This window comes from Bradyrhizobium cosmicum, assembly GCF_032290525.1.
GTDB classification, from domain to species: domain Bacteria; phylum Pseudomonadota; class Alphaproteobacteria; order Rhizobiales; family Xanthobacteraceae; genus Bradyrhizobium; species Bradyrhizobium cosmicum_A.
The window spans coordinates 215,342-237,928 of record NZ_JASXTA010000001.1 but is presented as its reverse complement, the minus strand read 5'-3'; the positions used below and the strand labels follow the sequence as shown (position 1 = coordinate 237,928).

The following is a 22,587-nucleotide window of genomic DNA, read 5'->3' as shown; positions in this document are numbered from 1 at the left end:
GCGATGCGGCGCACGCTGATCAAATCTGCCACGATCATCAGCATGGATGATACAATTGGCGATCTACGGATCGGCGACGTGCTGGTCGAGGGCAAACGTATCGTCGAAGTCCGCCCCTCGATCGACCTCGGCGACGGTGCGGCCAAGACCGAGATCGTCGACGGCAAAGGTCGCATCGTCATCCCCGGCCTGATCAACGCGCATATGCACACCTGGCAGACGGGCTTGCGCGGCTATGCGGCGAACTGGACGCTGCTGGAATATTTCCGCCGCATGCACGCCGGGCTCGCCACCGTGTTCAGGCCCGAGGACATCCATATCGCGACCCTCGTCGGCGCGCTGAACCAGATCAATTGCGGCACCACCACGCTGGTCGACTGGTGCCACAACAATCCGACACCTGGTCATACCGACGCCGCCGTGCGCGGCCTGATCGAGAGCGGCATCCGCGCCGCCTTCTTCCACGGCTCGCCGAAGCCGGAACCAAGACCGGGCGAGCCGCATTTCTCCGAGGTCCCGCATCCGCGCCGCGAGGTCGAGCGGCTGCTGGCCGGTCCCCTCGCCGACCCCGACGGCCTCGTGACGCTCGGGCTTGCCATTCTCGGCCCTCACTATTCGACGCTCGACGTCGCGATGCACGATTTCCGCATGGCGCGCGAGCTCAAGCTGATCGCGTCGATGCATCAGGGCGGCGGTCCGGCCAAGACGTCCGATGGCTGGGAGAAGCTGATCGAAGCGGGTCTCGTCGGCAAGGGCATCAACATCGTCCACGGCAACGATCTGCCGGACGATCTTCTGGACCGGATGATCAATCTCGGCGTGTCGTTTTCGGTAACGCCGGAGAACGAGATGATACAGGGCCACGGCTTCCCGATCACTGGACGTCTGCTCAAGCGCGGCGTTCGGCCGACGATCGGCATCGATCTGGAATCCGTGCTGGCCGGCGACCTCTTCTCCGCCGCCCGCGTTGCATTGTCGATGCAGCGGTCGCTCGACAATGCGGAGTCGCGCAAGGCCGGCGGCACCATTCCGCCGACCACCACAATCCCCGTGCGCGAGGCGCTGCGCTGGATCACGATGGAAGGTGCCCGCATGCTCGGCCGCGAGACCCAGATCGGGTCGCTGACGCCGGGCAAGCTCGCCGACCTCGTCATCATCAGCGCCTCCGATCTCAACCTCGTCCCGGTGCACGATCCCGTCGCGACCGTCGTCATGCAGACGAGCCTTGCCAACGTCGAGGCCGTGATGATCGGCGGCGCCTGGAAGAAACGGGACGGCCGGCTGCTGGTCGAGGGGCTGGAGGCGAAGAAGGAACTGCTGGCGCAATCCGGCCGGCGGCTGGTGCAGGATATCGAACGACAGGGACGTGCCGCCTAGGCGTCCCAAGGACAAGACCAATGACAGACACTTCGAAGAATGTTGCTTTCATCGGGATCGGGAAGATGGGGCTGCCGATGTCGGTGCTCGTCGCCAAGGCCGGTTACGCCGTGACGGCGTTCGACCGCAGCGCGGCAAGGATTAACGAGGCGCGCGCGCAGAACATTTCGATTGCCGCCTTACCGGCCGAGGCCGTGACCGGCAAGGCCGCAATCATCACGTCCCTGCCCGATGACTCAGCCTTGCGCGGCGCATTGCTCGGCCCCACCGGCCTCATTGCTGCGATGGCGCCCGGAGCCGTCTTGATCGAGACCAGCACCGTGAGCGTCGAGGCGTCCGCCGAAGTTGCGGCCGCCGCGCGGCCGCGCGGCATTGCCTATCTCCGCTCACCGGTGTCCGGCAACGCCAGCATCGTTCACACCGGCGCGCTGACCTGCTTCGTCTCGGGGCCGAAGGACGCCTTCGACAACGCAAAACCGCTGTTCGCCGCCTTCACCCGCGCCCAGACCTATCTCGGACCGGCCGAGGAAGCGCGTTACGCCAAGCTGTCGGTCAATCTGATGATCGCGGTGTCGGCGGCGATGATGGCGGAGAGCCTGGCGCTGGCGCGCAAGGGGGGCATCGCCTGGCAGGACATTCTGAAGGTGCTCGACGACAGCGCGGTGGCATCCCCCATGGTGAAGTACAAGACAGCACCGCTGCGCAGCCGAGATTTCGAGTCCACCTTCTCCTGTAAGCAGATGGCCAAGGATCTCGACCTCATCCTCAGTGCCGGACATGCCGTCGGCGTGCCGCTTCAGCTCGCAGCGCAAGTGCGCGAGACCTACGGCTCGCTGGTCGCGCAAGGTGAAGGCGAGGCCGACTTCATCGCCACCGTCAAGCATCTGGAACGGCTGTCGGGACTTGGTGAACCGAAACTCTGATCGGCGGAGACACCCATGCGCAACTTCAACGAGAACACGATCACGGACGCAGTGCTGGAGCGGATTGCTGGCGCTGCCGATCCCCGGATCAAGCAAGTCAGCGAGGCGCTGGTGCGGCATCTTCATGCTTTCGTCCGCGAGGTGCGGCCGACCCAGAAGGAATGGGAATACGGCATCGACTTCCTGACCCGCACCGGGCACATGTGCGACGACAAGCGCCAGGAGTTCATCCTGCTGTCGGACACACTCGGCGTCTCCATGCTGGTCGACGCGATCAACCATCCGGTGCCGGAGGGCGCGACCGAGACCACTGTGCTCGGCCCGTTCTTCGTGCAAGCCGCGCCAGAGAAGGACAGCGGCGCTGATATCTCCGGCCCCATGGAAGGTGATCCCATGCTGGTCACCGGCTCGGTCTCCACCGTGGACGGAAAGCCGCTTGAGGGTGCGACCGTCGACGTCTGGCATTCCGACGACGACGGCTATTACGACGTGCAGCAGCTCGACAAGATCGGCGATCTTGCGATGCGCGCGCGCTTCCACACCGACCAGAATGGCCGCTTCAATTTCTGGTCGATCAAGCCTGCGGCCTATCCGATCCCGCATGACGGCCCGGTCGGCGAGATGTTGGAGGCGCAGAGCCGCCATCCCTGGCGTCCCGCCCATGTGCATTTCATGATCGCGGCGCCCGGCTTCGAGCAGCTCGTCACCCATGTCTTCGTCGCCGACGACAAATATCTCGATAGCGACGTGGTGTTCGGGGTCAAGGACAGCCTGATCCGAGAATTTGTGCGCTGCCCGCCCGGCCGTGCGCCCGATGGTCGCATGGTGGACAGCGAGTATTTTCATCTCAACTATGATTTCGGCCTGAAGCAGGTCGCAAGCAGCGCAAGAGCCGCTTAAGCTCAAGCGAGGGCGGACCAACAAGAGTCCGACAACAAGAGCCAGACAGGGAGCAAGGATGGGACCGCGGGTCAGCACGAGCATATTGGCCGATCGCCTCACCGGCATGATCGGCCCGCGCGCGAGCGTCGCACGCGGCCTGCTTGACCAGCATGGTCAGAGCGAGTCGCATTATCAGAGCCTGCCGCCCGACATCGTCGTCTTTCCAGAGACGACGCAGGAGGTCGCGGAGATCGTCAAGCTTTGCGCCGGTGCGGGCATGCCGATGGTCCCGTTCGGCGCCGGGACCTCGCTGGAAGGCAATGCGGCGGCGGTGGCCGGCGGCGTCTGCTTCGACTTCGCGCGCATGAACAAGGTTCTTGCCGTGCATGACAGCGACATGGATGTCGTCGTGCAGCCCGGCATCACGCGCAAGCAGCTCAATGCCGAGTTGCGGACGACAGGACTGTTCTTTCCGATCGATCCCGGCGCCGACGCCTCGATCGGCGGCATGACGTCCACGCGCGCCTCTGGCACCATGGCGGTTCGCTACGGCACCATGAAGGACAATGTCATGGCGCTGGAGGTGGTACTGGCCGATGGCCGGGTCATCCGGACGGCCAGGCGCGCCCGGAAGTCGGCCGCCGGCTACGACTTGACGCGGATGTTCGTCGGCGCGGAAGGCACGCTCGGAATCATCACCGAGGTCACGTTGAAGGTGCATCCCGTGCCGCAGGCGATCTCGGCCGCGGTCTGCAGCTTCGACATCCTGCACGATGCCGTCGACACCGCGATTTCCGTGATCCAGTCCGCGATCCCCGTGGCCCGCATCGAGCTCGTCGACGACGTCATGATGCGCGGCATCAATGCCTACGCAAAGCTCGGCTATCGCGAAGCCCCCACTCTGTTCTTCGAATTCCATGGCTCCGAGGCCTCCGTTGCCGAACAAGCCGAGACCGCGCAAGCCATCGCAGCCGATCATGGTGGACACGGCTTTGCCTGGGCGAAGGCGCCGGAAGACCGCAGCAGGCTCTGGCACGCCCGCGACAACACGCTCTATGCGGGCCTTGGCCTCCGGCCCGGAGCGCGCGCCGTCATCACCGATGTCTGCGTACCAATCTCGCGGCTGGCGGAATGCCTGACCGAGACGCGGCGCGATGCGGACGAGCACGGGTTCACCGCGCCGATCGTCGGCCATGTCGGCGACGGCAATTTCCACATGCTGATCCTGATCGATCCTTCGAAACCGGAAGAGACCGAGAGCGCCAAGGCGCTGCAGGCCCGGATGGTCGCTCGCGCCATCGCCATGGACGGCACCTGCACCGGCGAGCACGGCATCGGGCTCGGCAAGATCGACTATCTCACCGACGAGCTCGGCGAGGCCGTCGATGTCATGCGCTCGATCAAGACCGCACTCGACCCCAACGGTCTGATGAACCCCGGAAAGATCTTTGCAAGCGGAGTGCGCGCATGAGCAACGCCGCATTGACCATCGAGCCCGTCACGCCCGCGCCGCTGCTCGAGCTGCGTGGCATCAGCAAGGAGTTTCCCGGCGTCAAGGCGCTGGATGACGTGTCCTTCGCCGTCTATCCCGGCGAGGTCCACATGCTCCTGGGGGAGAACGGCGCCGGCAAATCGAGCCTGATGAAGGTGCTGTGCGGCGCCTACCGCGCCGACGCCGGCGAGTTCTATTACAAGGGCGACAAGGTCGCGATCGACTCGACCGCGGATGCGCAGAAGCTCGGCATTGCCGTGATCTTCCAGGAATTCTCGCTGGTTCCCCATCTCGACATCGCCCAGAACATCTTCCTCGGCCGCGAGCCGAAGGGCCGCATCCCCGGCACCATCGATCGCCGCAAGATCCTGGCCGATGCCAGGCGCGTGCTCGGCACCATCGGCTTCGACATCGATCCCTCCACCACCGTCGACAAGTTGGGGGTGGCACAGCAGCAGATGGTCGAGATCGCAAAGGCGATCAGCCAGAACGCCCGCATCCTCGTCATGGACGAACCGACCGCGGCGCTGTCCGATCGCGAGACGGAGCTGCTGTTCGCATTGATCGCACGGCTGAAGGCTGACGGCGTCTCCATCGTCTATATCTCGCACCGCATGGCCGAGGTGTTCGCACTCGGCGATCGCATTACCGTGCTGCGCGACGGCCGCCGCATCGACGGCGTGCGTCCCGCCGACGTCACGCCGGACCAGCTCGTCCGCATGATGGTCGGCCGTAACGTCGACATGACCTATCCGCGCAATTTTGCCGACAAGCCCGGCGAGCTGCTGCTCGAGGTCAAGGGCCTGAGCGCTGCCACCGGCATCTCCGATATCAATATCGAGGTCCGGCGGGGCGAGATCGTCGGCCTGTGCGGCCTCGTCGGCTCGGGCCGCAGCGAGGTCGCGCGCGCCATCTTCGGTGCCGATCCCGTCAGCTCCGGCGAGATCGTTTTCGACGGCAAGACCATTTCCGGCGAGCCCGACCTCGCGGCACGCCGCGGCATCGCGTTGATCCCGGAGAGCCGCAAGAGCGAAGGCCTCGCGCTGCTGCGCTCGGTGAGCGATAATCTGGTGGTATCGGCGCTGCGAAAGCTGTTTCCGAGCGGCCTGTTCGACCAGCGCGTCGCACAGCGCACCTCCGACAGCCTGATCCGACAGTTGCGCATCGCAACGCCCAGCGCGCGCCAGACCGTCGGCCTGCTCTCGGGTGGCAACCAGCAGAAGGTCGTGATCGGCAAATGGCTGGCCGCCGGCTCAAAGCTCTTCATCTTCGACGAGCCGACCCGAGGCATCGACATCGGCGCCAAGTCGGAGATATTCGCCCTGATCGACCGCCTAGTGGCCGAAGGCGCGGCCGCTTTGATGATCTCGTCCGAGCAGATCGAGATCTGCCATGTCTGCGACCGCGCCTATGTGATGCGCGGGGGCCGCATTGCCGGGCACCTGACGCGCAGCGAACTGACCGAGGAGAACATCGTGCGACTGGGGATGCATCATGCGTGAGGCCGCGGTCGCCTCGGAGCCCAATCCGCTGCAACGGATTCCCGGCGTTGCCATCGTGCTGGCGCTGCTGATCGCGCTGTTCAGCGCGATCGCGCCCGGCTTCCTGTCGGTCGCAAACCTCTCCAATGTGCTGGTGCAGTCGACCATCCTGACCATGCTCGCGCTGCCGATGACCTTGATCATCATGACCGAGGGGCTGGACCTGTCGATGGGCGCGGTGCTGACGCTGACCTCGCTCTGCGTCGCCATCGTGTCGCTCGCGACCCACTCGATGTTGCTGGGCTTAGGTGCCGGGCTGCTGGTCGGCGCCGCCTTCGGCTTCATGAACGGCTGGCTCGTTGCCAATGTCGGCATCCCGCCCTTCGTCGCGACGCTCGGCACGCTCGGCATGGCGCAGGGTCTGTCGCTGATCGTCAGCGACGGACAGAGCGTGGTCGGAATCCCCCACAGCGTGCGCGACATCTATTCGGCAACGCTTCTGGGCGTGCCGGTGCCGATCGTGATGGCGCTGGTCACCTACGCGGCCTTCCACGGCCTGCTCTATCACACCCGCTTCGGCACCTACATCTTCGCACTTGGCGGCAATCGCGAGGCGCTGCGCTATGCCGGCCTGTCGCCGAATCGGCTCCTGATCGCGGTCTACGCGATCGGCGGCGCCATGGCCGGCATCGCGGGCCTGCTGATGACCGCGCGGATGAATTCCGGTCACCCGACGGCCGGCCTCGGCCTCGAATTCGATGCCATCGCGGCCGTCGCGGTCGGCGGCACCTCGTTCGAGCGCGGCAACGGCTGGCTGCTCGGCACCCTGCTCGGTGTCCTCTCAGTCGGCGTGCTGCGCAACGGGCTGAACCTGATCTCGATGCCGTCCTCGGTGCAGGTCGCAAGCGTCGGCGTCCTCGTCATCGTTGCCCTGTTCCTCGATGGCCTGCGGAGCCGCGCATGACCGACATCAGCAAAGAGGCGATGATGCCGCCCCGCTCGTTCCTGTCGCAAGACGCGATCCAATTGTTCCATCGCCTGCTCGCGGCGCTCTTGATCTGCGCGGTGCTCGCCATGCTCAGCGATTCCTTCCTGAGCCTCGGCAACATCCTCAATGTGCTGAGACAGGCGAGCCTCACCTTCTTCATCGCGTCCGGCCTGACGCTGGTGGTGTTGACAGCGGGCCTCGATCTTTCCGTCGGCGCCAATGTCGCGCTGTCCGCCTGTATCGCCGGGACCGTGATCCACAAGACCGGCTCGCCGGCGCTCGGCATCCTCACCGGGCTTGCCTGCGGCGGTATCGTTGGCCTCCTCAACGGCGTGATGGTCACGGCGCTGCGCATCCCCTCCTTCATCGCCACCTACGGCATGCTCTGGGTCCTCAACGGCCTCACCTATTGGTACATGGCGGGCGAGACCCTTCACGGTTTCCCGGCAGGCTTCCGCCAGATCGGCAGCGGCTATCTCTTCGGCCTGCCGATCCCGGTCTATCTGCTGCTGGTGTTCCTCGGGATCGGAACGCTGTTCGCTCAGCGCACGATCTGGGGCCAGGAGATCTATGCGATCGGCGCCAATCCGGTCGCGGCGCGTCTCTCCGGCATTCCCGTCGCGCGGCGCTTGCTGCTGGTCTACGCCGTCTCCGGCACCATGGCGGGACTCGCCTCGATCATCTTCCTGTCGCGGCTCAATTCGGCCGAGGCCGACATCGGCGAAAGCCTGACACTGCCTGCGATCGCGGCCGTGCTGATCGGCGGCACCTCACTGTTCGGCGGCGTTGGCACCGTGTTCGGCACCTTCATCGGTGCGCTGATCCTGACGCTGGTGCTGAACGGCATGAACCTGTTGTCGGTCAGCGCCAACTGGCAGCCGCTCGTCACCGGCATCATCGTCATTCTTGCGGTCTGGCTCGACATGAAGACCCGCCGCCGAGCGCAATAGAAGTTCCAACAAGCAAAACGAGGGATGGAGGCAACATGAAACAGACAATGGGCTATTTGGCACTACCGCTTGTGATGGCGGCCGCGTTCACCACGCAAGCCCGCGCCGACGGCGAGACCATCGCCGTCTTCACCAAGAACCAGACCAATCCGTTCTTCCAGACGGTGCGGGTCGGCGCCGACAACATGGCCAAGACGCTGAACGCCAAGACGCTCCAGTATATCCCGACCAAGCCGGATTCGATCCCGGAGCAGCTCAGCCAGATCGAGGACGTCGTGGTGAAGAAGCCGAGCGCGATCGTGTTCACGCCGGTCGACTACAAGGCGATGGTGCCGGGCGTCGAGAAGATCAACGAGGCAAAAATCCCGGTCGTCAACATCACCGATCGCTCGGCCGGCGGAAAATTCCTCTCCTTCGTCGGCGCCGACGATTACAGCCTTGGGCTCGAGACCGCGCGCTTCCTGCTCAAGACGCTCGGCGGCAAGGGCAACATCGTCATCATCGAGGGCGTCAAGGGCTCGCTGACCAATGTCGACCGCGTTCGCGGCTTCAATGACGCGCTGAAGGAAAATTCGGGCGCCAAGCTGCTGGCCTCGCAGCCCGGCAATTACCAGCGGCTCCAGGCGCTCCAGGTGATGGAGAACCTGATGCAGTCGAACGCGCAGATCGACGGCGTGCTCGCCGCCAACGACGCCATGGCTGTCGGCGCGATCGAGGCGCTGGACGGTGCCAATCGCAAGGCGCAGGTGATCGGCATCAACGGCACCAAGGAGGCGATCGACGCGATCAAGTCCGGCAAGCTGCTGGCGAGCGGCGACTACAACGGATTTGCGCAAGGCTGCCTCGGCACCATGATGGCGATCCGCTCCTTGCGCAATCAACCCGTCATCGCCGAGATCGTGCTGAAACCGACCGTCATTACCAAGGACAATTACCAGCCGTTCGACGTGCCGCTGGAGCAGCGGACCTGCCCGACCTTCGAGGACGCCAGCAAGCTCGGCGCCAAGTAGGCAGGCCGATCACGTCGAGTCCGGACGGCCGCAGCTCGCGGCCGTCCCAAGAACGAAGCCAAGAAACGGAGACTATCATGCTGTTCGCCATTCATGCCTTGGACCGCACCGGCGCGCTGCCGACCCGGCTCGCCAATTACGACGCCCACAAGGCCTTCCTGAGCGACACCTCCCGCTTCGGCGTCAAGATCGTGATGTCGGGGCCGCTGGTCTCCGACGACGGTCAGACCATGATCGGCAGCCTGTTCCTGATCGAGGCGCCGGGCCGTAGCGAGGTCGAAGCCTTCAACCGCGCCGATCCGTTTGCCGCGGCCGGCATCTGGGAAAAGGTCACGGTCACGGGCTTCCTGCGCCGCCAGGGCTGAGCCTCACGCCCCCTCGTGCAGGTGACATGCCACCCACTGCTCGGGCCCGGCCGCGCGCAGCGTCGGCTCCTCGGTCCGGCAGCGGTCGAAGACGAGCGGACAACGGGTGTGGAAGCGGCATCCCCGCGGCGGATTGATCGGGCTCGGCACGTCGCCCTTGAGGATGATGGGATTGCGCGGGGCGCCGGGCTCGGGCACCGGGACCGCGGAGAGCAACGCCCTGGTATAGGGATGCTTCGGCGCCGCAAAGATCTCGCGGCGCGGCGCGACCTCGACGATCTTGCCGAGATACATCACCGCGACGCGGTGGGTCATGTGCTCGACGATCGCGAGGTCGTGACTGATGAACAGCAGGGCGAGGCCGAACTCGTTCTGGAGATCCTGGAGCAGGTTGACGATCTGCGCCTTGACCGAGACGTCGAGCGCGGAGACCGCCTCGTCGCAGACGATCAGCTCGGGCTCGGCGGCGAGCGCGCGCGCGATACCGATGCGCTGGCGCTGGCCGCCGGAGAATTCATGGGGCCGGCGGTTGAGCGCCTCGCGCGGCAGGCGCACTGTGTCCATCAGCGCCGTCACGCGGGTTTCGAGGTCCGCCGCCGACTTTGCGAGGCCGAAATTGCGGATCGGCTCGGCCAGGATATCGCGCACGCGCATGCGCGGATTGAGGCTCGAGAACGGATCCTGGAACACCACCTGCACGCGGCGGCGCATCTGGCGCATCGTGCTCGGATGTGCGTCGTCGATCCGCTGGCCGTCGAGGATGACCTGCCCTGCAGTGATGTCGAACAGTCGCAGGATGGCGCGGCCGACCGTCGACTTGCCGCAGCCGGACTCGCCGACCAGCGACAGCGTCTCGCCGCGCGCGACCTCGAACGAGACGCCGTCGACCGCATAGACCCATTCGGACTTGCGGCCGAACAGGCCCCTGTTGACCGGAAAATGCTTCTTGAGGTCGTTGACCTGAAGCAGCGGGGGACTCATGCCGCGACCGCTCCCTTGGCAGCGTAGTGACAGGCGGCGACGTGGCGCGGCCCCTTCTCTTCAAGGCCCGGCGCATACTGGCGACAGAGATCGGTCGCAAGCGCACAGCGGCCAGCAAAGACGCAGCCGATGATGGGCTTGCGCAGATCGGGCACCTGCCCGGGGATTTCGGCCAGACGCCGGGCGGTGCCCGTCAGTGACGAGCCGAGCCGCGGTACCGCGCCCAGGAGACCTTGCGTATAGGGATGCCGCGGCGAGCGGAACAGCTCGGCCACCGGCGCCTCCTCGACCTTGCGGCCGGCATACATCACCATGACGCGCTCGGCGATCTCGGCGACGACGCCGAGATCGTGGGTGATCAGGATGATGGCGGCGCCGACGCGGTGCTTCAGGTCCAGCATCAGCTTCAGGATCTGCGCCTGGATCGTCACGTCGAGCGCGGTCGTCGGCTCATCCGCGATCAGGAGTTTTGGGTTGCAGGCGAGCGCGATCGCGATCATCACGCGCTGGCGCATGCCGCCCGAGAGCTGGTGCGGATATTCGCGCACGCGCCGTGCCGGTTCGGGAATGCCGACGAGGGTCAGCATCTCGACCGCGTGCGCCTCAGCCGCCTGCTTGTCCAGGCCCTGATGGATCATCAGCGTCTCGCGGATCTGGCGGCCGACGGTCAGGACCGGGTTCAGGCTCGTCATCGGCTCCTGAAAGACCATCGAGATGTCGTTGCCCCGGATGGCGCGCATCTCGCGGTCGGAAAGTTGCAGAAGATCCCTGCCCGCGAAGCGGATCGCGCCCGCGATCTTGCCCGGCGGCTCCGGGATCAGCCGCATCAGCGACATCGAGGTCACCGACTTGCCGCAGCCGGACTCGCCGACGATGGCGAGCGTCTCGCCCTCGTTGACATGGAAGGACACGCCGTCGACCGCGCGGTTGATGCCGCTCGGCGTACGGAAGTGCGTCTGGAGGTTCTCGACTTCGAGCAGTGCCATCGCGATCAGCCTCGATACATCAAAGGCTCTTGGCCATGCGCGGGTCGAGCGCATCGCGAAGGCCGTCGCCGAGCAGGTTCACGGCGAGCACCGTGACGGAGAGGAACGCCGCCGGGAAGAACACGATGTAGGGCTTCACCTGCCACAGCGCGCGGCCCTCGGCCATGATGTTGCCCCAGGAGGGAATGGTCGGCGGCGTTCCGGCGCCGATGAAGGACAGGATCGCCTCCGTGATCATGGCGCTGGCGCAGATATAGGTCGCCTGCACCAGCATCGGCGCAAGCGTGTTGGGCAGGATATGGCGCAGGATGATCATCGGCGTGCGCGTGCCGCAGGCCACCGCCGCATCGACATAGGGCTGCTCGCGCAGCGAAAGCACGACGCTACGAACAAGGCGGGAAACCCGCGGGATTTCGGCAATGGTGATGGCGAGAATGACGTTGCCGACGCTGCCGCGCGTCAGAGCCATCAGCGCGATCGCCAGCAAAATCGGCGGGATCGACATCAAGCCGTCCATGAAGCGCATCAGAATGCCGTCGGCCCAGCGGATGAAGCCGGAGACGATGCCGATGGCAAGACCCACCGCGGACGCACATATCGCGACCGACAGCCCGACCGTGAGCGAGACCCGGGCGCCAAACAGCACGCGGGAATAGATGTCGCGGCCGAGCACGTCGGTGCCGAACCAGTAAAGCGCCGACGGCGCGCGGGTGCGCTTGGCCGGCGCGAGCGCGGTCGGATCGACCGTTCCGAGATAAGGCGCAAAGATCGCGATCAGGACCAGCATCAGCAACAGCGCTCCGCCGATCGAAACGGTGGGATGGCCGCGGAGCAGCCCGACGAAGCCCCGCCGGATCGTTACCGGCCGCAGGATCTCAGGCAGTTGCGGCGCCAGAACGAAGCCGGCCGGCAGCGCATGCGGGTTGACGGTCGTGTCGGTCAATAGCGGATCCTCGGGTCAACGAGCGTATAGATGACGTCGATCATCAGATTGACGAGGACGTAGACGAAGCTGAACAGCAGCACGATGCCCTGGATGACCGGATAGTCGCGGCGCAGGATCGCGTCGATCGTGAGCCGGCCGAGGCCGGGAATCGCGAACACGCTCTCCGTGACGACTGCGCCGCCGATCAGGAGCGCGATGCCGATCCCGATCACGGTGACGATCGGCACCGCCGCGTTCTTGAGCGCGTGGATGAACAGGATGCCGCCCTGCCCGAGGCCCTTGGCGCGCGCGGTGCGGATATAGTCCTGCTGCAAGACTTCAAGCATGGTGGCGCGGGTGATGCGCGCGATCAGCGCGATGTAGACGCAGCCGAGCGCGACCGCCGGCAGGATCAGGTTTTGCAGCCACGGCCAGAAGCCCTCCGTGAGCGGTGTATAGCCCTGCACGGGAAGCCATTCGAGCTCCAGCGCAAAGATGTAGGCGAGGACGTAGCCGACGACGAAGACGGGCAGCGAGAAGCCGAACACGGCGAACGCCATGATGGCGCGGTCGATGAAACTCCCCGCCTTCCATGCCGCCACCACGCCGAGCGGCACCGCAATCAGGATCGTGAGCAGAAGGGTGACGGTCATCAGCGACAGCGTCGGTCCGAGACGCTGTCCGATCATCGCCGAGACCGGCAGGTTGGTGAAGATTGAGGTGCCGAGATCGCCGTGCAGAATGCGCCAGACCCAGCTTCCAAACTGGATCAGGAAGGGCCGATCGAGGCCGAGACTCTGGCGAATGCGCTCCACATCCTCCGGGCTTGCCTGGTCGCCCGCAATCACCACGGCGGGATCACCCGGCGCGATGTAGAGCAGGCTGAACACGAACAGCGCGACGATCGCCATCACCGGCAAGGTCGAGACGATGCGACGGAGGATGTAGGAGAGCATCTTGGCTTCAGCGTACGATCATGCGGACTTGGACACGTTCCAGAACAAGGGGACCGGTCCCTTGGCAACGCCGGAGACGTTCTTGCGCCACGCGGTGTAGCCCAGGAAGAAACCGGTCGGGGCGTAGACGACGTCATTCATCGCCGCCGTGTTGAGACGACCGATGGCGGCCTTCTCCTCGTCGAGGTTCTTGGCTTCGAACCAGGACGTGACCTCCTTCTCGGTACCGGGGCTGGTGGGCCAGCCGAACCAGGCCTTGTCGCCATTGGCACGAATGGCGGTGTACGGCGCCGGATTGACGCAATCCGCGCCCGCATGCCAGGTGTGGAACATGTTCCAGCCGCCCTGTCCGGGCGGTGTCTTCTGCGCGCGGCGGGAGCCGACCGTGCCCCAATCCGTCGCCACGAAGTCGACGTTCATGCCGAGCCTCTTGAGGAGGTCCGCGGTCACGTCGCCCATCGACTTGGTGATCGGCTGATCCTGCGCGACAAGGCAGGTCACGGGCTGGCCGGAATAGCCGCTCTCGGCAAGCAGCTTCTTGGCCGCGTCGAGATCGCGCTTGCCCTTCAGGATATCGCCACCCACTTCGGTGTAAAGCGGCGTGTCCGGCGTAAAATAGCCCGGCAGCGGTTTCCATAGTGAATTGTCGTCGCCGACGATCGCACGCATGTAGTCTTCCTGGCTGAGCGCCATCAGCACCGCCCGCCGCGCCCGCACGTCGTTGAAGGGCGGATACAGGAAATTCATGCGGAACGAGCCAATATTGCCGAGGGGATCGCCGATATCGACACTGATATTCTTGTTCTTCTTCAGGACCGGGACCAGATCCGCGATCGGGTTCTCCCACCAGTCGATCTCGCCGTTCTGCAACGCGGCTGCCGCGGTTGCCGGATCGGGCATGATCACCCATTCGACGCGATCGATCATCACCTGCTTGCCGCCGGCGAGCCACGACGGTTTCTCCTGCCGCGGCACGTAGTCCGCGAATTTCTCGAACACGGCTTTTGCGCCGGGGACCCATTCGCCCTTGACGAACTTCAGCGGGCCGGAACCGATATAATCCGAGATCTGCTTGAACGGGTCGGTCTGCGCGATGCGCTCGGGCATGATGAAGGCGCATGGCGAGTTGTTCTTGCCCAGCGCGAACAGCATTTTCGGGAAGGGCTGCTTCAGCACCCATTTGAATGTACGGTCGTCGACGGCGGTGAGTTCCTGCTGGAGCGCCTTCAGCATCAGTCCCATCGGGTCGCGCGCCGACCAGCGCGTCAGACTCGCAACCACGTCCTTGCTCAGCACCGGCTCGCCGTCGTGGAATTTGAGTCCCGGCCGCAGCTTGAACGTCCAGGTCGTGCCGTCGTCACTGACTTGCTCGGATTCGACCATCTGCCGCTGCGGCTGGAACGAGGAATCGATGCCGTAGAGCGTGTCCCAGACCATCGCGGCCGCATTGCGCACGACGTATTGCGTACCCCAGATCGGGTCGAAATTGGCGAGGTTGGCTTGCGGCACGAAGCGCAGGGTGCGGGCCGAGGTGCCTTGCGACAGCGCAGGCGCCGAGAGGCCGCCCGACAATGCCAGGCCGCCCGCGCCGGCCAGTCCCTTCAATACGGTCCTGCGATCCATGAAATCCTCCCAGTAGTGCCGTGATGCCGGCCATCGTTGGCCAAGAGCAGGTGAAACCAGAGCCCATTAGCGTGCAAATGGTATGCCACTAACCGGGCCTTCGCCAGCGGGATCTCCGCACCATTTTGGGCCGGTCCACGCCTCAAAGCGCGACCGCCAACGCGGACCCGGTGTCGATATGGGGGACCGCCTCGACCAGCTTGCGCGTGTAGTCGGTCTTCGGATTGTCGAACAGCGCACGGCTTTCGCCCTGCTCCACGATGCCGCCATTGCGCAGCACGATGGTGCGGTCGCAGAGCATGCGCACCACATTGAGATCATGGCTGACGAACAGCAGCGCAATGTCGTTCTCGCGCCTGAGACGATCGAGCAGTTGCAGCACCACTGCCTGTACGGAGACGTCGAGCGCTGCGGTCGGCTCGTCCAACACTAAGAGCCGCGGCCGGCAGGCGATGGCGCGGGCGATGCCGACGCGGGCCTTCTGCCCGCCGGAGAGCTGGTGCGGAAAGCGCGGCAGCAGATCGAGCGGCAATCCCACCCGCTCCGCGCATTCCTCCACCCGCTTGCGCAGCGCGTCACCGGTACGCATGCCGTCGAGCCGCATCAGCGGATGGGCGATGCAGTCGAACGCGGTGAAGCGCGGGTTGAGGCTCTCGTTCGGGTCCTGGAACACCATCTGGATGTCTTTGCGAAAGCGCGAACGGTAAAAATCGCGCGATGCGACATGACCGATCGACTCGCCGTCGAACACGATGTCGCCTTCGCTGGGATCGATCAGGCGGCAGATCATCCGCGACGTCGTGCTCTTGCCGGAACCGGATTCGCCGACGAGCCCTACGCTCTCGCCGCCGGCCATTGTCATCGAGAAATCGGCGACCGCCGCCGAGCCCTGGTCGAAACGTTTTGCAAGTTTGCGCACCTCCAAAAGCGGCGGAGTACCGTGCGCAACCTCCAGCCTCGGTTTGCTGATGACGGCCGCGTAGCCCTCCCGCTCCTCCTCCGTCACGAGATCCTCGATCCGGGAGTTCGCCGTCGGCGATGCCGCGACCAGGCGTTTGGTGTAAGCATGCTGCGGTGCGCTGAAGAGCGTCTTGGGGCTGGCTTCCTCGACGATGCGGCCGCGCTCCATCACCGCGATGCGGCGGCAATAGCGCGCCGCCAGGCCGAGATCGTGCGTGATCAGGATCGTCGCCATGCCGCGTGCGGCGGCAATGTCCGCGAGCAGATCCATCACCACCTTCTGTGTGGTGACGTCGAGGCCGGTGGTCGGCTCATCCGCGATCAGAAGCGCAGGATTGCAGGAGATCGCGATCGCGATCATGACGCGCTGGCACATGCCGCCGGAAAGCTCGTGCGGATAGGCGTTCATCCGCGTCTCGGGGTCGCGGATCTGGACTGCGCGCAGCAGCTCCAGCGCCTCGGCACGCGCGGCGTCCTTCGATATCTTTTTATGCGTGAGGATCGCATCCGCGATCTGCAAGCCGATCGCGCGGATCGGGTTCAGCGCCGCCCGCGGATTCTGGAAGATCATCGACATCGCGGCGCCCTGGAGCTGACGGAGGTCATCGCCCCGGAGTTTCGTGACGTCCTGGCCGCGAAACAGGATTTTTCCGCCGGTCACGCGCCCGGCTGCATCCAGCAGCCGCGTCGTCGCAAAGCCTGTCACCGACTTGCCCGAGCCGCTCTCGCCGACGAGGCCGAGCATCTCGCCTTTTGCGGCCGAGAGCGTCACGCCGCGCACGGCCTCGACCATGCCGCGCCGCGTCGAGAATGCAACGTGAAGGTCGTCGATCTTGAGCAGGTCCTCGCTCATGTGCGCATGCGCGGATCGAGAATGTCCCGCATCCCGTCGCCGAGGAGATTGAAGCACAGCACGGCCATCATCAACGCCAGGCCGGGAAAGGCCACCAGCCACCAGCGTCCCGTGGAGATGAAGCGCGCGCCCTCCGCGACCATGATGCCCCATTCCGGCGTCGGCGGCTTGACCCCGAGGCCGATGAAGGACAGGCCGGCCGCATTGAGAATGGCCCAGCCGAGATTGAGCGAGATCTGCACCGCCATCGCCGGCAGGATGTTCGGCAGCAGGAAGCGCAGCACCACCGAGAAATGACTTTCGCCGCAGGCGCGCGCCGCCTCCACCCAACCGACATTGCGACGGACATTGACCTCGGCGCGCGCGAAGCGGATGTAGAACGGAAGATTGATGATCGCGGTTGCGATCACGATGTTCTCGATCCGGTTGCCGAGGGCGGCCACCATCGCCATTGCCAGCACGAACAGCGGAAAGGCCATCATGACGTCGACGAAGCGGCCGACGCCGCGATCGAGCTTGCCGCCGGCATAGCCGCAGAACGCGCCGACGACGGCGCCGATCACGAAGGAGATGCCGACCGCGGAGACGGCGATGGCAAGATCGAGCCGGGCCGCGATGACGAGGCGGCTGAAGACGTCGCGGCCGAGCTGATCCGTGCCCGCGAGATGCGCCGCGCTCGGCGGCTGCAAAGCCTCCGAAACGTTCGAGACCACGGGATCATAGGGCACGATCCAGGGGCCGAAGATCGCAACCAGGACGAACAGCGCGACACCGGCCGCGGCGACGGCGGTGAGCGGATTGCCGCGCAGGATCCAGACCGAATGACGGAGGGTTGCACTGGTCATCCGATCGACACCCTGGGATCGGCGATGCCGTAGCAGATATCGACCACGAGATTGACCAGCACGAAGATGCCAGCCATCAGCAGCACGAAACCCTGCACCGGCGCGTAGTCGGAGGAGAGCAGCGCATCGAGCGCGTAGGAGGCAACGCCCGGCCAGGAGAACACCTTCTCCACCAGCACATTGGCGCCCAGCATGGTCGAGAACACGATGCCGGCGATGGTGATGACGGGGAGGATCGCATTGCGCAGCGCATAGGTGACCACGACCTTGCGCCAGGACAATCCGACCGAACGCGCGGTACGCACGAAATCGCTGCCGAGCGAAACCAGCATCGAGGCCCGCGTGATCCGCGCCAGCGGTGCGATCACGAACAGCGCCATGCTCACCGCCGGCAGGATCAGCTGCTTGCAGGCGGTCCACCAGCCCTCGACATCGCCGGCGAGCAGGAAGTCGATCGACAGGAAGCCGGTGCGCTGCGGCGGCAGCGAGGTGAAGACATCGATCCGCCCCGTGGGATCTGGCGCAAGCCCGAGCAGATAGTAAAAGACGTAGATCAGCAGCAGGCCCGATACGAAGGTCGGCACGCAGACGCCGAGCGCGCAGAACAGCCGCACGCCGTGATCGACGAGAGACCCCGGCCTCAGCGCCGCCAACACGCCGAGCGGCACTGCCGCAATGAGCGCGATCAGCAGGGCGGTGAAGGTCAGCTCCAGCGAGGCCGGCAGCCGTTCGCGCAAGTCCTTCAGCACCGGCTGCCCGGTCATCATGGAGCGGCCGAGATTGCCGTGGCCGATGTCGGAGAGATAGAACACGAGCTGCTCCGGCACCGATTTGTTGAGCCCCATCTGCTTGCGGATCTGCTCGATCTCCTCCTTGCCGGCATTGGGCCCCGAGGCGAAGAACACCGCGGGGTCGCCGGGCAGGACACGCATCAGCAGAAAGGTGAAGACCAGCACACCGAACAGCGCCGGCAGCGACGACAGCAGCCGCTTGCCCGCCCGTACCAATGTTGCACCAAGACCGGTCGTCACCTTTCAGAGCCTCTCTCGTTCGCTTCGTTTGCCGCGATCACTTGCGGCTGACGTCGCGATAGTCGACCTGGCGGTGGAACTCGTAAGTGTAGCCCTCGATCGACGCCGCCATCACCGCGTCCTGGTTCGGCTGCCACAGCATGATCTGCGGCATCAGATCGAAATGCATCGCGTTGAGCTTGCGGCCGGCTTCCTCATACTTGGCCTTATCCGGCTCGAAGCGGGCCTCCTGCGCGATTGCGGCAAGGTCCGGGTTGTTGATCGAGCTGTAATTCCAGCGCTGACTGCCGGTGTAGAAATTGCGGTAGAAGTAATCCGTCGACGGCAGCCAGGCTACGATGCCCTCGGTGTAGAACGGAAGCTTCTTCTCGTTGATCTGCGTCGACATCTGCGCATCCGGGAGCTTCTGGATGTCGACCTTGATTCCGATCTTGCCGAGCGCCTCCTTCACCAGCGCCGCCATAGGCTCGGCGGTCGCGGCCTGACCGACGTTGAAGCTGAAGGTGGTAGAGAAGCCCTCGGAGAGCCCGGCGGCCTTGAGATATTCCCTGGCCTTGTCGAGATCGAGCTTCACCGGCTGCTGGAACGGATAGATGCCGCTCAGAGGCTTGCCGTCTGGCCAGCTCGCGCCGAACAGCGGCGAGCCGCGACCGAACAGAGCGGCCTTGAACATGTCATCATAGGGCAATGCGTAAGCGATGGCGCGGCGAACATTGACGTTGTCGAACGGCGGCATCTGGTTGTTCATCGAGACATAGGTGATCGCATTGTATTGCGGCGTCGAGACCACCTTGAGCTTGCCCTTGGCTTCGAGCGACTGCACGTCGCTGGCCTGGAGATCGACGACGAGGTCGGCATCGCCGCGCTCGACGAGGTTGGCGCGCGTCGCCGGCTCCGGCACCGACTGCACGATCACGCGCTTGAAGAACGCCGGCTTGTTGGCCGCGCCGCGATTCCAGGCCTCGTCGCGCTTGAGGATGACCTGCTCGCCGGGCTTGAAGGTCTCGACCACATAGGCGCCGCTGCCGGCGGTGTGCTCCTTCAACCATGCGGTCGCCCAAGGATCATCCGCGGTCGCGTGCTCCTTGGCGACCTTCGAATTGATGATCATGGGATAGACGGTCGCCAAATTCGGCAGCGCGAGCTTGTCGGGCTTGGGCAGCGTCACCTCGATGGTGAGGGGATCGATCACCTTGAACTGGTCGGCCGAGGTCAACGAGCCCGTCAGAAGTTGTGCCTTGCCGAGAATCGGCGCGGTGACGCAGCGATCGAGCGACCATTTCACGTCCTCGGCCGTCACCGGCGAGCCGTCCTGGAATTTGGCGTCCTTGCGCAGGTGGAAGGTCAGCTTCAGACCATCGGGGCTGACCTCGTAGGATTCGGCGAGCTCGCCGGTGATGGTGTCGAGATCGAACACCCATTTGCCGTTGAGCTGCTTGCGGCCGAACGCCACCAGCCGGTCGTACGTGCTCATGCTCAGCGCGAAGGATTCGCGCGTCGAGCCCGGGATGTTGGGATCGAGGGTGTTGACGGTCGAGCCGGTGACGTAGCGCAAGGTTTCCGCTCTCGTCTGCGCTTGCGAGGTCGCGGTAGCGATGAGCAATAGCGCAGTGGCGGCGAGGACCGAGGCCGCAGGCCTGAAAGACACAAAACGCATCGTTTTTTCCTTGAATTTCGACAAGAACGCCAGCAAAGGCAGGTTAAGAAAGAAGCAAGTTGCGCGCCAATCTCATGGGCAACTCCTGAGGGCACTTGGTCGCGGCGGCACATGGATGATCATCGCGCTTTCCCCACATTTCCCGCTGGCCGCGTGACCACGGCCTGAGGCACGTCGTAGGCGCTGAGCGAGGCCCAGTGCCGTTCGATATCGGCGCGGAACAGGCCGCGCGTCAGACCATTGACGAGCTTTGGCACAGCCGTCGTCATCGCGTTGATCGACGATCCCGACGGGCCAAAACTCATGGTGGAGGCGATGGCAAAGAGATGGATGTCGGAGATCCACGGCGTCGTCCCCGGCACACGCTCGGTGAACGCGTAGTCGTCGGCGAGATAGGGAAAGCGGCCGAGCCGCACGTTGCGCTCATCCTCCGGCGGCTGGTAGCGGTCGGCCCAGCTCGCGATATTGCCGGCGAATGCGCGCAGCTCGGAGCGGCCGGCGAAGTTCATGTCGATGCCGGTGCCGCAGATGACGAAATCCGCAATGACCGCCCCGCGCGGCGTTTGCAGTTGAATATCGCCATCGATCTGCCTGGCGCCCTCGACCGGCGCACCCTCGTGCAATATGAAATTGGCATGACGCGCGCAGCGGTCGTAGGTCGGCTGCGGAAAGCCTTCGCGCATTTCGAGGATGGTGCGCATGAAGCGCCAGCGCCAGGCATCGTCGAGATCGCTGAGATGGCGCAGAAAGCCGCGGAAGGTCAGCCAGCGATAGGGCTGGATCACCTGGATCTGCGCGCGGCGGCAAAGCAGATGCACCTGCGCCGCGCCCGCCTCCAGCGCGGTCGCCGCATTGTCGAACGCGGATGCGCCGGCGCCGATCACGGCGACGCGCTTGCCGCGGAGGCCTTCGAAGTCGATGTCGTCGGCGACGGTTGCGACCGCGCTCGCCGGCAGATCGCGCAACGGTTCCGGAATGATCCAGCCGCCCATGCCCTCCTGCCCCGTCGCCAGCACGATCTTGCGCGCATGGAGCGTCTCGATGCCACCGGCACGTTTCACGCGCGCCGCGAGCAGGCCGTCCGACGCAGGCGCGATCTCCAGGAGCTCGCAGCCGTTGCGCACCGGCAAGCCGATCGTGCGCCGCAGCCATAGCAGATATTCCGCCCAATGCTCTCTCAGGATCAGGTTCAGCGTCTGCCAGCTCTCCTTGCTGAAGCGGGCTTCGTGCCAGGACTGGTAGGTGAGACTCGGAATATCGAGGTCCGGGCCGGTATAGTCCTTCGGGCTGCGCAGCGTCGGCATGCGGGCATAGGTGAGCCACGGGCCCTCCTTCCCCTCCTCGGCCTTGTCGAGCAGCAGGATGTTGCTGACGCGGGAGCGCATCAGGCCGAAGCCGATGGCGATACCGGACTGGCCGGCGCCGACGATCAGCACGTCCAGCGCCAGCTTGCCGTCCGGCCCCCTCTTCGGTTCGAGCCATGCGGCGTGGGGATGCGCGATCCGGGCGAGATCGGCGCGAACGCTTGCTTCGAGCTCCGTCAGCGCGTCACTCATGCCGCGAGCCAGCCTCCATCGACCACCATCACGGTGCCGGTCGTGAACGAGGACGCATCGCTGGCGAGATGCAGCGCGGCCTGCGCGACTTCTTCCGCCTCGCCGAAGCGCTTCATGGCATGGCGGTTGCGCGAGGCATCGCGCACCTCGTCCGAATTGGCGTGACGGGCAAAGCTGCGGCGGAGCATCGGCGTATCGATCGCGCCCGGTGCGATCGCGTTGACGCGAATGCCGTCGGTGGCGAAATCCACCGCCATCGTCCGCGTCAGGCTGACGATCGCGCCCTTGGCGGCAATATAGGCGCTGTTGCCCTTGCCGCCGGCGATCGCAAGCTGCGATGCCAGCGTGATGATCGAGCCGCTGTTCTGCCGCTGCATGTGAGGCACGGCGGCCCGCGCCCACAGCCAGGTGCCGCCGACATTGGCGCGGAACACTGCGTCCCAGTCGTCCGGGCTGGTCGTCAGCACCGTGCCACCGCAGGAGAAGCCGGCGGCGGTCATCAGGATATCGAGCCGGCCGTGTCGCGTGATCGCCTCGCCGACAACGGTCTCGGCGAAACCGGCATCGCCGACGTCGCCGACATGCGTCGTTGCCTCCCCCACCAGGCTCAGCGTGTCCTGAAGGCCGGCGGCATCGCGGTCGACCAGAGCGAGATGTGCGCCTTCCTCAGCAAACAGCTTTGCGCTGGCTCGGCCGATGCCCGATGCTGCGCCCGTGATGATCGCCGTGCGTCCTTGCAGCCGCAT

Annotated in this window: 20 protein-coding genes; 9 read left to right on the top strand and 11 right to left on the bottom strand. The window is 65.1% G+C overall.

The features are described 5' to 3' along the window. The first annotated feature begins 3 nt into the window (after positions 1-3). The 9 genes from QSV46_RS01075 (at position 4) to QSV46_RS01035 (ending at position 9,468) form a co-directional block, all read left to right on the top strand. Positions 4-1,377: an amidohydrolase family protein gene (locus QSV46_RS01075; RefSeq protein WP_314945146.1), complete on the top strand. Its 1,374-nt coding sequence runs from the start codon at positions 4-6 to the stop codon at positions 1,375-1,377. Positions 1,378-1,397: 20 nt separating this feature from the next. Continuing rightward, on the top strand, positions 1,398-2,300 hold the full coding sequence (locus QSV46_RS01070) for an NAD(P)-dependent oxidoreductase (RefSeq protein WP_314945143.1): 903 nt from the start codon (positions 1,398-1,400) through the stop codon (positions 2,298-2,300). Between the two features lie 15 nt (positions 2,301-2,315). Further along, complete coding sequence (locus QSV46_RS01065) at positions 2,316-3,200, top strand: intradiol ring-cleavage dioxygenase (protein ID WP_314945141.1); 885 nt, start codon at positions 2,316-2,318, stop codon at positions 3,198-3,200. Positions 3,201-3,258: 58 nt separating this feature from the next. Beyond that, complete coding sequence (locus QSV46_RS01060) at positions 3,259-4,653, top strand: FAD-linked oxidase C-terminal domain-containing protein (RefSeq protein ID WP_314945139.1); 1,395 nt, start codon at positions 3,259-3,261, stop codon at positions 4,651-4,653. Further along, positions 4,650-6,176: a sugar ABC transporter ATP-binding protein gene (locus QSV46_RS01055; RefSeq protein ID WP_314945136.1), complete on the top strand. Its 1,527-nt coding sequence runs from the start codon at positions 4,650-4,652 to the stop codon at positions 6,174-6,176. The genes QSV46_RS01060 and QSV46_RS01055 overlap by 4 nt, the downstream gene beginning before the upstream one ends. After that, positions 6,169-7,119: an ABC transporter permease gene (locus tag QSV46_RS01050; protein ID WP_314945134.1), complete on the top strand. Its 951-nt coding sequence runs from the start codon at positions 6,169-6,171 to the stop codon at positions 7,117-7,119. The genes QSV46_RS01055 and QSV46_RS01050 overlap by 8 nt, the downstream gene beginning before the upstream one ends. Further along, positions 7,116-8,093 carry an ABC transporter permease gene (locus QSV46_RS01045; RefSeq protein ID WP_314945132.1) on the top strand — a complete coding sequence of 326 codons (978 nt, stop codon included), beginning with the start codon at positions 7,116-7,118 and terminating at the stop codon, positions 8,091-8,093. Before QSV46_RS01050 ends, QSV46_RS01045 begins: the two co-directional genes overlap by 4 nt. A gap of 35 nt (positions 8,094-8,128) precedes the next feature. Continuing rightward, entirely contained in the window at positions 8,129-9,103 is a 975-nt protein-coding gene (locus QSV46_RS01040; RefSeq protein ID WP_314945131.1) for a sugar ABC transporter substrate-binding protein, read from the top strand. A gap of 77 nt (positions 9,104-9,180) precedes the next feature. Further along, entirely contained in the window at positions 9,181-9,468 is a 288-nt protein-coding gene (locus QSV46_RS01035) for a YciI family protein (RefSeq protein WP_314945130.1), read from the top strand. Between the two features lie 3 nt (positions 9,469-9,471). Here QSV46_RS01035 and QSV46_RS01030 read toward each other — a convergent pair whose 3' ends face one another. From QSV46_RS01030 to QSV46_RS00980, 11 genes are all read right to left on the bottom strand, one after another. Continuing rightward, on the bottom strand, positions 9,472-10,449 hold the full coding sequence (locus QSV46_RS01030; RefSeq protein WP_314945127.1) for an oligopeptide/dipeptide ABC transporter ATP-binding protein: 978 nt from the start codon (positions 10,447-10,449) through the stop codon (positions 9,472-9,474). After that, positions 10,446-11,435: an ABC transporter ATP-binding protein gene (locus QSV46_RS01025; protein ID WP_314945125.1), complete on the bottom strand. Its 990-nt coding sequence runs from the start codon at positions 11,433-11,435 to the stop codon at positions 10,446-10,448. Before QSV46_RS01025 ends, QSV46_RS01030 begins: the two co-directional genes overlap by 4 nt. Positions 11,436-11,454: 19 nt before the next feature. Continuing rightward, positions 11,455-12,378, bottom strand: coding sequence for an ABC transporter permease (locus QSV46_RS01020; RefSeq protein WP_314945123.1), 924 nt, complete (start codon positions 12,376-12,378; stop codon positions 11,455-11,457). Continuing rightward, positions 12,375-13,316 carry an ABC transporter permease gene (locus QSV46_RS01015; RefSeq protein WP_314945121.1) on the bottom strand — a complete coding sequence of 314 codons (942 nt, stop codon included), beginning with the start codon at positions 13,314-13,316 and terminating at the stop codon, positions 12,375-12,377. Before QSV46_RS01015 ends, QSV46_RS01020 begins: the two co-directional genes overlap by 4 nt. An 18-nt stretch (positions 13,317-13,334) precedes the next feature. Continuing rightward, complete coding sequence (locus QSV46_RS01010) at positions 13,335-14,939, bottom strand: ABC transporter substrate-binding protein (protein ID WP_314945120.1); 1,605 nt, start codon at positions 14,937-14,939, stop codon at positions 13,335-13,337. Between the two features lie 142 nt (positions 14,940-15,081). Next, positions 15,082-16,752: an ABC transporter ATP-binding protein gene (gene nikE / locus QSV46_RS01005; protein ID WP_314945117.1), complete on the bottom strand. Its 1,671-nt coding sequence runs from the start codon at positions 16,750-16,752 to the stop codon at positions 15,082-15,084. Beyond that, positions 16,749-17,597: an ABC transporter permease gene (locus QSV46_RS01000; protein WP_314945115.1), complete on the bottom strand. Its 849-nt coding sequence runs from the start codon at positions 17,595-17,597 to the stop codon at positions 16,749-16,751. The genes nikE and QSV46_RS01000 overlap by 4 nt, the downstream gene beginning before the upstream one ends. After that, positions 17,594-18,628: an ABC transporter permease gene (locus tag QSV46_RS00995; RefSeq protein ID WP_314945112.1), complete on the bottom strand. Its 1,035-nt coding sequence runs from the start codon at positions 18,626-18,628 to the stop codon at positions 17,594-17,596. Before QSV46_RS00995 ends, QSV46_RS01000 begins: the two co-directional genes overlap by 4 nt. 37 nt (positions 18,629-18,665) lie before the next feature. After that, positions 18,666-20,285, bottom strand: a complete 1,620-nt coding sequence (locus QSV46_RS00990) for an ABC transporter substrate-binding protein (RefSeq protein WP_314945110.1) — start codon at positions 20,283-20,285, stop codon at positions 18,666-18,668. Positions 20,286-20,404: 119 nt separating this feature from the next. Beyond that, complete coding sequence (locus QSV46_RS00985; RefSeq protein WP_314945108.1) at positions 20,405-21,841, bottom strand: NAD(P)/FAD-dependent oxidoreductase; 1,437 nt, start codon at positions 21,839-21,841, stop codon at positions 20,405-20,407. Beyond that, positions 21,838-22,587, bottom strand: a complete 750-nt coding sequence (locus QSV46_RS00980) for an SDR family oxidoreductase (RefSeq protein ID WP_314945106.1) — start codon at positions 22,585-22,587, stop codon at positions 21,838-21,840. Before QSV46_RS00980 ends, QSV46_RS00985 begins: the two co-directional genes overlap by 4 nt.